This is a genomic window from Inquilinus sp. (assembly GCF_039594555.1).
Taxonomy (GTDB): Bacteria; Pseudomonadota; Alphaproteobacteria; order DSM-16000; family Inquilinaceae; genus Inquilinus.
The window spans coordinates 1-9,111 of record NZ_JBCNNF010000284.1; the positions used below are offsets into that span (position 1 = coordinate 1).

Sequence of the window (9,111 nt, forward strand, 5' to 3'; positions counted from 1 at the left end):
AGTTGACCAGGCTTTCCATCACCGCCTTGACGTGGTCGGCGCGGCGGTTCTGGTAGTCGAGATAGTAGGCGTGCTCCCAGACATCGATGCCGAACAGCGGCTGCCCGCCATGGGCGAAGGGGGAGTCCGCGTTCGACGTCCCCACCAGGGCCAGCTTGCCGGCATCGGCCACCAGCCAGACCCAGCCGCTGCCGAACACCTTGGTCGCCGCCTCGGTGGTAGCCTTCACGAGGGCGGCCTGGTCGCCGAAGGACTCGCCGATGGCATCGGCCAGGCGGCCCTGCGGCGCCTTCGGCCCGCCGGGGGTGAACTGCTCCCAATAGAGGTTGTGGTTCCAGGTCTGGCCGGCCTGGTTGAACACGGCCTGGTCCTTGGCCGTGGCCGATTTCACCACCACCTCGGCCAACGTCATCGCCTCATAGGGCGTGCCGGCGGCGAGCTTGTTCAGCGCGTCGAAATAGGCCTTGTGGTGCTTGCCGTAATGCAGGCCGACGGTCTCGGCCCCGATCACCGGGGCCAGCGCATCCTCCTTGAACGGCAGCGGCGGCTGCTTGAATGGGCCTGCCGGTGCGGCGGCCGTCTGGGCCAGGGCCGGGGCGCCGATCCGGACGGCGGTGGCGGCGAGGGCGGCGGCGCCGCCCAGTGTCAGGGCATCACGTCGGTTCATCGCAGGCTTCCTCGGTTGGGCGCCGGCCGCGCCGGCGGATGGCGTGAACGCGGGTGGGGCGCAGTCTCTCCCCGACCAGCGCCGGCGCCCAGGGGGAATCTGCCGCGGCGGAAGGACGCTGCGAATCGTTATCCGGGCCGGCGCGGCAGGCCGGAGCGACCCTTGGCGATGGCATCGGGGCCCAGCTTGCGGCGCATCTCGTCCATCGCCTCCTCGACCGCGCGGCGCCTGGCCGGGGCCGGGTCCAGCAGGTCCGGCGGGTCGGCCAGACGGCCCTCGACCAGGTCGGTGCAGCCGATGCCGATCAGCCGGAAGGCCTCGCCATTCGCCGCCTGCTCCACCATCGGCGCGGCGATGCGCCAGATCGTCTCCGCCAGCTGGGTCGGGTCGGTCAGGCGATGGCTGCGGGTCAGCTGCCGGAAGCTGGCCGTCTTCAGCTTCAGCACCACCGTGCCGCCGGCCAGGTCCTGCTTCTTCAGCCGTGCCGCCACGGTCTCGCACAGCGGCCACAATTCGCGTTGCAGCGCCTGCGGGTTCTGGATGTCGATGGTGAAGGTGGTCTCGGCCGAGATGCTCTTGGTCTCGCCATCCGGGTCGACAGGCCGGTGGTCCTCGCCGCGGGCATAGCGGTACAGGCGGCGGCCGAACACGCCGAAGCGGCGGACCAGCGCGCTTTCGTCCAGCCGGCGCAGGTCGCCGACGGTGCGGATGCCGTCGCTGAACAGCTTCTCGCGCATCACCTTGCCGACGCCCGGGATGATGCCGGCCGGCTTGTCGGCCAGGAAGGCCATGGCGTCGGTCCGGCCGATCACGGCGAAGCCGCGCGGCTTGTCCAGGTCCGACGCGATCTTGGCCAGCATCTTGTTCGGCGCCAGGCCGATCGACAGGGTGACGCCGATCTCGCGCTCGACCTGGCGGGCGATGGCGGCGCAGGTCTCGGCCGGGCTGCGGCCGTGCAGCGCCTGGGTGCCGGTCAGGTCGAGGAAGGCCTCGTCCAGCGACAGCGGCTCGACCTTCGGCGTCGCCGCCAGGAACAGCGCCCGGATCTGGCGGCTGACCCCGGCGTATTTCTGCATATCAGGGCGCAGCACCACGGCGTCGGGGCAGGCCTCCAGCGCCTTGAACATCGGCATGGCGGAGCGCACGCCGTACAGCCGGGCGACATAGCAGGCGGCCGAGACCACGCCGCGCACCCCGCCGCCGACGATCACCGGCCGGTCCTGCAACTCCGGCCGGTCGCGCTTCTCCACCGTGGCGTAGAAGGCGTCGCAGTCGAGATGGGCAATGCTCAGCTGATGCAGCTCGGCATGGCGGATCAGGCGCGGCGACCCGCAGCGGGCGCAGCGCCGTGCTCCCGGCGGCGGATGCGCGCCGCAGTCCCGGCACAGGCCGGGCAGCAGGCTGGCCCGGTCCGGCTTTGGGGTCATCGGACCGGCCGCAGTGTCACGGGATCGGACATGGCGCGATTGTACCCGTTTTGTACCGGATGCGCACGAGGTGCCGGCGGTGCCGCCTTTACAAGGCGGAAGGCGCGATCGATTCTGGCCCATTGGGAGGGGGCGGGCCATGTCGAAGACCGTGATGATCGTCGAGGACAACGAGCTTAACCGGAAGCTGTTCGTCGACGTGCTCGAGGCGAATGGCTACGCCACGGTCGGCACCGACAGCGCGTCGGAGGTGATGGCGATGGCGCGGGCGCATCGGCCCGACCTGATCCTGCTCGATATCCAGCTGCCCGAGATCTCGGGGCTGGAGGTGACGAAGTGGCTCAAGGCCGACCGGGAGCTGGCGGCGATCCCGGTGATCGCGGTGACGGCGCTGGCGATGAAGGGCGACGAGGCGATGGTGCGGGCCGGCGGCTGCGACGACTACATCTCGAAGCCGATCAGCGTCGCCGGGTTCATCGCCACGGTGCGCCGGCACCTCGGCTGAGGCTGGCCAAGCGCAGCCATGCAAAAAGCCCCGCCGCCGGCGGGGCTCCGTCAGGAAGCAGAGACACGGCGCCCGGCACAGGCCGGGCGGCGCTGCTTACTTGATCTTGCCTTCCTTGAACTCGACGTGCTTGCGCACGACCGGGTCGTACTTCTTCAGCGTCAGCTTCTCGGTCTTGGTCTTCGGGTTCTTCTTGGTGACGTAGAAGAAACCGGTGTCCGCGGTGCTGTTCAGGCGGATCTTGATGGTGCTCGGCTTGGCCATGATGCTGGTCCCAATATGACTCTGCTCGGCGCCGCATCACGGGCCGGGAAGCGCGCACCATAGCGTCCGCGCCGCCCGAGTCAAGTGCGCGATGATCGGAGCGGGGATCTTCCCGGCACCGCGCGACGGCATCAGCGCTCGCCGGCCAGCCGGGCGCGGATGCGCTCCGGCCCGCCGGCCATCCTCCGGGCGAAAGGCCGGTCGGGGTCGACGACGCGCCAGAAGGGCGCGCCGCCGTCCTGGCTGAGGCGCACCAGGTGCCGCTGCACCGTCACCGGGCAGCAGGCATCCGCGCCATGCGCCTGCGCCAGCCCGCGTCGCAGCTCGCCGAGATCCGACAGCCGGCCGGGCGGGGCGGCCCGCAGCGCCTCTGCGACCATTCCCTCGCTCGGAATCAGCATGCTCTGGGTCCCGGTCCGGCCCTTTCGCCGCGTCTTGATCACCGGTGGTTCGTCCATGGGTCACCTCCTGGGGTTCCCCGGAGGACGAAAGGAACCGGTGCGATCCGACAGGCCTGGCGCCGAAGAACGCTATTGCGCGTGGGCGGCGACGGTGCCGCGGTCCTGCGACCCCAGCGCCTGGGCGTAGAGGGCGGGATCGCTGATCAGCCCGACCGCGACCTGGATGTCGAGATCGGCGTCATGGACCTGCCAGGGGCAGGCGGAGCGGACGCGGCGCAGCGCCGTCTCGTCGTCCGGCGCCTTGAACCGCTCCGCCATTGCCTCGGCCAGGCTCGGCATCTGTCCGGCGCGGAAGGCGTCGATCATCGCCTTGGCGTCGGTGCCGCTGCCGCTGGTGCAGAATGTCGGCAGGATGCCCTGGCGGTGCCAGGTGTAGCCGGAGGGCGCGTAGATCCGGCTCCAGGTCAGGAACAGCTCGCCATCATTCGGCAGCCGGGTCACGGTCTGGACACTGCCCTTGCCGAAGGAGGTGGAGCCGACCAGGATCGCCCGGTCGGCATCCTGCAGCGCCGCGGCGGTGACCTCGGCGGCCGAGGCGGAATGACCGTCGACCAGCACAGCAAGCGGCAGGTGGCCGGAGATGTCGCCGGTGCGGGCGGAGAAGCTCTGGTCGCTGTCCGGATTGCGGCCGCGCGTCGACACGATCGGGCCGTGGTCCATGAACATGTCGGCCAGCGCCACCGACTGGTCCAGCAGGCCGCCGGGATTGCCGCGCAGGTCCAGCACGACGCCGCGGGCCCTGCCGTTCAGACCGCGCAGCAGGCCGGTCACGGCGTTGCGCACGGCGGCGGCGGCGGTGGTGTTGTAGCGCAGCAGCTTGACCACGATGACGTTGTCGCGCACCTCGCTGCGGACCATGTTCTCGATGACCTTCTCGCGGGTCATCGTCGCGGTGCGGCTGTTGCCCTTGGGCTCGCGCACGGTCAGGTCGACCTTGGTGCCGACCGGGCCGCGCATCAGGTCGGCGATCTCGTCGACCTTGGCGTCCTCCACCGACACGCCGTCGACGGCGACGATCAGCGATCCCTTCAGCAGGTTGGCGCGGGCGGCCGGTGTGTCCGGGAACACGTCGCCGATCACCGGCCGGCCCTTGTCGTCCTGGCTCAGGGCGATGCCGACGCCGGTATAGCCGTCGCGCTGGGCGCGGTCGTCGCGGGCGCGGTCCGGGTTGACGTAGCGGGAATAGGGGTCGAGGTCCGACAGCAGCGCCTCATAGACCGCCTGGTAGGCCGCCTCGTTGCCGGCGGTGGCGACCTTCGCCGAGACCAGCGAAGCCGAATCGAGCGTGGAAGCGACCAGCGTGCCCCAGTCATAGGAGGCGTCGGGCGCGGGCGAATCGAAATTTCCGACCACATGGCCGGCGCGGATCAGTTGCACCTGGCCGCCGTCGCGGCGGACGCTGAGCGTGTCGTCGAGCTTGGACAGGCCGCCCAGCCCGTCCAGCGCCAGCTTCCCGAAGTCCTCCTTGACCAGATAGACTTCCTGGATGCGGTCGAAGCCGACGGTGAACACCGACGGGTCGGCGAAGTGGCCGCCCTCGCGGGCCTGCGCCTCAGCAGTCTGGGGAGCCGGGGAGTCCGGGGCGGAGGACAAGCAGCCCGAAAGCACCAGCAGCGCCGCAACAACCGCCGCCAACCGCTTCTGACATAACACTTAATGCAACTCCGGCCCGGACTTTACAGGCTCACTCTAGGCCAGGAGCTTGACAGGAGAAAGGCGGTATTGCAGCGCAGCAGGGCTGCATTCAACGCCGAGAGCCGCGGCGCGGCCCGGGCCCTGGCTTTCCGCCGGATCGGGACCCGAATCGCGGCCGGCCGCGGGAGGGGGGCCGGCGGTCCGATTCCGCCAGCGGCGGCAGCCCCTCGACATCGGCCCCCTGGGCGGCGTCGACCAGGGCGAAGACGGTGCTGCCGGTCAGCGGGTCGGCCTCGGTGACCCGCACCCGCACCTTGGCGCCCAGCCGGAACACGCGGTTCCAGCGCCGGCCGACCAGGGCGTGCGCAGCCTCGTCATGGTCGTAATAGTCGTCGGGCAGGGTCGAGATCGGCACCAGCCCGTCGGCGCCCGATTCGTCCAGTTTCACGAACAGGCCAAACTTGGCGACGCCTCCGATCCGGCCGGGCAGGATGGCGCCGATCCGGTCGGCCAGCCAGCTGGCCATGTAGCGGTCGACCGCGTCGCGCTCGGCCTGGGCGGCACGGCGCTCGGTCACGGAAATGTGCTCGCCGATCTCCTCCAGCCGCGACAGCTCCTCGTCGGTGGCGCCGTCGTCGCCGAGATGCAGCAGCCGGATCAGCCCGCGATGCACCGTCAGGTCGGCGTAGCGGCGGATCGGCGAGGTGAAATGGGCATAGCGCGGCAGGGCCAGGCCGAAATGGCCGAGATTGTCCGGGCTGTAGACCGCCTGGGCCTGCGACCGCAGTACCATCTCGTTGACCATCGGCTCCTCGGGCCGGCCGACGGCCCGCTCCAGGATCTGGCCGAACACGCGCGGCCGCATCACCTGGCCCAGCGACAGGGTGTAGCCCAGCGGCACCAGGAACTCCTTCAGCGCCGCGACCCGGGCACGATCCGGCTGGTCGTGCACCCGGTACAGCGCCGGCAGGTTCTTGTCGCTCAGCGTCTCCGCCGCCGCGACATTGGCGGCGATCATGAACTCCTCGATCAGCTTGTGGCTGTCGAGCCGCGCCCGCACGCCGATCGAGGCGACGCGGCCATCCTCGTCCAGCTGCACCTTGCGCTCCGGCAGGTCCAGCTCCAGCGTGCCGCGCTTCTCCCGCGCCGCCAGCAGCGCCTCGTAGGCGCCGTAGAGCGGGGCGATCACCGGCTCCAGCAGCGGGCCGGTCAGCTCGTCCGGCTGGCCGTTGCGGGCGGCCTGCACCTGCTCATAGGTCAGCCGGGCGGAGGAGCGCATCAGTCCGCGGCGGAAGCGGTGGCGCTTCAGCCGGCCCTGCGCGTCGATCCACAGATCGGCGGCCAGGCAGGCGCGGTCCTCGTTCGGCCGCAGCGAGCACAGGCCGTTCGACAGCGCCTCCGGCAGCATCGGCACGACGCGGTCGGGGAAATAGCAGGAATTGCCGCGCTCGAAGGCGTCGCGGTCCAGCGGCGACCCCGGCGGCACGTAATGGGCGACATCGGCGATGGCGACGATCAGGTGCCAGCCGCCGGGATGGTCCGGGTCGGGCTCGGCGAAGACCGCGTCGTCGAAGTCGCGGGCATCGGCGCCGTCGATGGTCACCAGCGGGATCTGGCGCAGGTCGACCCGGCCCTCCAGCCCGGCGGGCTCTGCCGCCTCGGCCTGGGCCAGGGCCTTGGGCCGGAATTCGGTCGGGATGCCGGCGGCATGAATGGCGATCAGGCTGATCGAACGCGGATCCTCGGCATCGCCGTAGCGGGCGCTGACCACGGTGCGGCGCGGCCCGAGGCGGTCGGAGGCCTCGACCAGCGCCTCCACCAGCTCGCCGTCCTTGGCGCCGCCGGTGTCGCCCTCGCGCACCGGCCAGGTGTCCCGCGCCCGCTTGTCGGCCGGCACGATGCGGCCCTGGCCGTCGCGGCCGCGGCGGAACACGCCGACCACGCGGATATCGGCCTGGTTCTCCAGCCGGCGCATGGTGCGGGCAGTCCAGCTGCCGTCCTCGGCCTGCTGCAGCCGGGCCAGGACCCGGTCGCCGACCGCCAGCGCACCCTTGCCGCGGCCCTCGGCCACCATAGCGATGCGGGGCGGCGGCTCTTCTTCCTCCCACCGGGTGGGCTGGGCCAGGGCCTCGCCATCCGCATCGATGGCGACGATGCGCAGCACCGCGACATTCGGCAGGATGGCGCCCGGCGCCCGCATGCGGCGGCCGCGGCGCTTCTCCAGCTGGCCCTCCTCGGCCATGTCCTGCAGTAGCTCCTTCAGTCTCACCCGATCGTCGCCGGTGATGTGGAAGGCGCGGGCGATCTCGCGCTTGCCGACCGTGTCGTCGCGCGACTTCAGGAACTCGACGATCTGCTCGCGCGTCGGGAACGGCTTGGCCGCCTTCTTGCCCTTGCCCAGCGGCGTCTTGGCCGGGACGACGGTCTTGACGACCTTCTTCCGCTTGATCGGCCTTCGCGCTGGGGGCTTGCGGGTGGGCGGTTCGGTCACTCGGCCGCCTTGCCCTTGCGAGCGGCTGTCTTCTTGGCCGGGGTCTTCTTCGCGGCGGCCTTCGGCGCCGCCTTGGCCGCGGATCGTCCGCGGCCGCCCTTGGCCGGGGCCTTCGCCGCCTTGGCGGCCAGCCACTCGACCGCCTTCTCCACCGTCACCGCCTCGGGCTCGACGCCGCGGGGCAGCGAGGCCATGACCTTGCCGTGGCGGACATAGGGGCCGTAGCGGCCGGCGAAGACCCTGATCGGCTCGCCGCCATCCGGATGCGGCCCGACCTCGCGCAGCGGCTCGGCGCTGGGCCGGGCCTTGGCGGCGTCGGCGGCCAGCAGGTCGACGGCGCGATTCATGCCGATCTTCAGCACGTCCTCGTCCGGCGGCAGGTTCTTGTACTTGTCGCCATGCTTCAGATAGGGGCCGTAGCGGCCGATGCCGGCCAGGATCGGCTCGCCCGAGTCCGGGTGCCGGCCGATCTCGCGCGGCAGCGACAGCAGGGCCAGCGCATCCTCCAGCGTTATCGCCAGTGGATCCTGCGACTTGGTCAGCGAGGCGCGCTTCGGCTTCTCGCCCTTCGCCGCCTCGTCCTTGGGCCCGAGCTGGGCGTAGATGCCGTAGGGGCCCTTGCGGATCGACACCGGCAGGCCGGTCTCCGGGTCGTCGCCGAGGGGGCGCGGGAAGGCCGATTCCTCGGCGCCGCCCTCCTCGCCGGGTGCGCCCAGCGGCCGGGTGTAGCGGCAGTCCGGATAGTTCGAGCAGCCGACGAAGGCGCCGGTCCGGCCCAGCTTCAGCCCCAGCCGGCCCTTGGCGCAGGACGGGCACAGCCGCGGGTCGGTGCCGTCCCCCTTCGGCGGGAACAGGTGGTCCGACAGCGCCTCGTCCAGCGCCGAGATCACGTCGCCGATCTTGAGGTCCTTGGTCTCCTCCACCGCGGCGTGGAACGCGGCCCAGAAGTCGCGCAGCACCTGCTTCCAGTCGAGCTTGCCGCCCGAGATATCGTCGAGCTGCTCCTCCAGCTTCGCCGTGAAGTCGTACTCGACGTAGCGCTTGAAGAAGTTCTCCAGGAAGGCGGTGACGATGCGGCCGCGGTCCTCCGGGATGAAGCGCTTCTTCTCCAGCCGGACATACTCCCGATCCTGCAGCACCTGCAGGATCGAGGCGTAGGTGGAGGGGCGGCCGATGCCCAGCTCCTCCATCCGCTTCACCAGGCTGGCCTCGGTGAAGCGCGGCGGCGGCTGGGTGAAGTGCTGCTCGGGGATGGTCTTGCGGCGCTCGACCGCGTCGCCCTTGGCCATGGAAGGCAGGCGGCGCTGGCTCTCATCCTCCTCGCCGGAGGGGTCGTCGCGGTCCTCCTGGTAGACCTTGAGGAAGCCGTCGAAGCGGATGACCGTGCCGACGGCGCGGAACACCGCGGTCTGGCGGGCATCGGCGACGTCAACGATGGCCTGGTCCAGGATCGCGGATTCCATCTGGCAGGCCATGGTGCGCTTCCAGACCAGCTCGTAGAGGCGCAGCTCCTCGCGCGACAGGAAACGCGACATGTCCTCCGGCCGCCGGCGCAGGTCGGTCGGGCGGATCGCCTCATGCGCCTCCTGCGCGTTCTTGGCGGTCGATTTGTAGACCCGCGGCTGGCCCGGCACATAGTTCGGGCCGTACAGGTTGCCGAT

The 9,111-nt window shown here is 70.8% G+C and carries 8 protein-coding genes; 1 reads left to right on the top strand and 7 read right to left on the bottom strand.

Annotated features, from left to right (window positions below; translation table 11 throughout):
• The coding region (locus ABDW35_RS25285; protein ID WP_343716629.1) for a superoxide dismutase at positions 1 to 667 on the bottom strand (667 nt) is incomplete at its 3' end.
• 128 nt (positions 668 to 795) lie between these two features.
• Positions 796 to 2,094, bottom strand: a complete 1,299-nt coding sequence (locus ABDW35_RS25290; RefSeq protein ID WP_343716630.1) for a DNA polymerase IV — start codon at positions 2,092 to 2,094, stop codon at positions 796 to 798.
• Positions 2,095 to 2,233: 139 nt separating this feature from the next.
• Between ABDW35_RS25290 and ABDW35_RS25295 the strand changes: the two genes are divergently transcribed.
• Positions 2,234 to 2,599: a response regulator gene (locus ABDW35_RS25295; RefSeq protein ID WP_343716631.1), complete on the top strand. Its 366-nt coding sequence runs from the start codon at positions 2,234 to 2,236 to the stop codon at positions 2,597 to 2,599.
• Between the two features lie 96 nt (positions 2,600 to 2,695).
• Here ABDW35_RS25295 and rpmG read toward each other — a convergent pair whose 3' ends face one another.
• The 5 genes from rpmG to ABDW35_RS25320 form a co-directional block, all read right to left on the bottom strand.
• Complete coding sequence (gene rpmG / locus ABDW35_RS25300; protein WP_034846881.1) at positions 2,696 to 2,863, bottom strand: 50S ribosomal protein L33; 168 nt, start codon at positions 2,861 to 2,863, stop codon at positions 2,696 to 2,698.
• Between the two features lie 131 nt (positions 2,864 to 2,994).
• Positions 2,995 to 3,321, bottom strand: coding sequence for a hypothetical protein (locus ABDW35_RS25305; protein ID WP_343716632.1), 327 nt, complete (start codon positions 3,319 to 3,321; stop codon positions 2,995 to 2,997).
• Between the two features lie 72 nt (positions 3,322 to 3,393).
• Positions 3,394 to 4,959 carry a S41 family peptidase gene (locus ABDW35_RS25310; protein WP_343716633.1) on the bottom strand — a complete coding sequence of 522 codons (1,566 nt, stop codon included), beginning with the start codon at positions 4,957 to 4,959 and terminating at the stop codon, positions 3,394 to 3,396.
• A gap of 109 nt (positions 4,960 to 5,068) precedes the next feature.
• The gene (gene rnr / locus ABDW35_RS25315; RefSeq protein ID WP_343716634.1) at positions 5,069 to 7,450 is read right to left on the bottom strand and encodes a ribonuclease R; all 2,382 of its coding nucleotides are present in this window, start codon (positions 7,448 to 7,450) and stop codon (positions 5,069 to 5,071) included.
• On the bottom strand, positions 7,447 to 9,111 hold a 1,665-nt coding region (locus ABDW35_RS25320; RefSeq protein WP_343716635.1), incomplete at its 5' end, for a DNA topoisomerase. The genes ABDW35_RS25320 and rnr, both read right to left, overlap by 4 nt.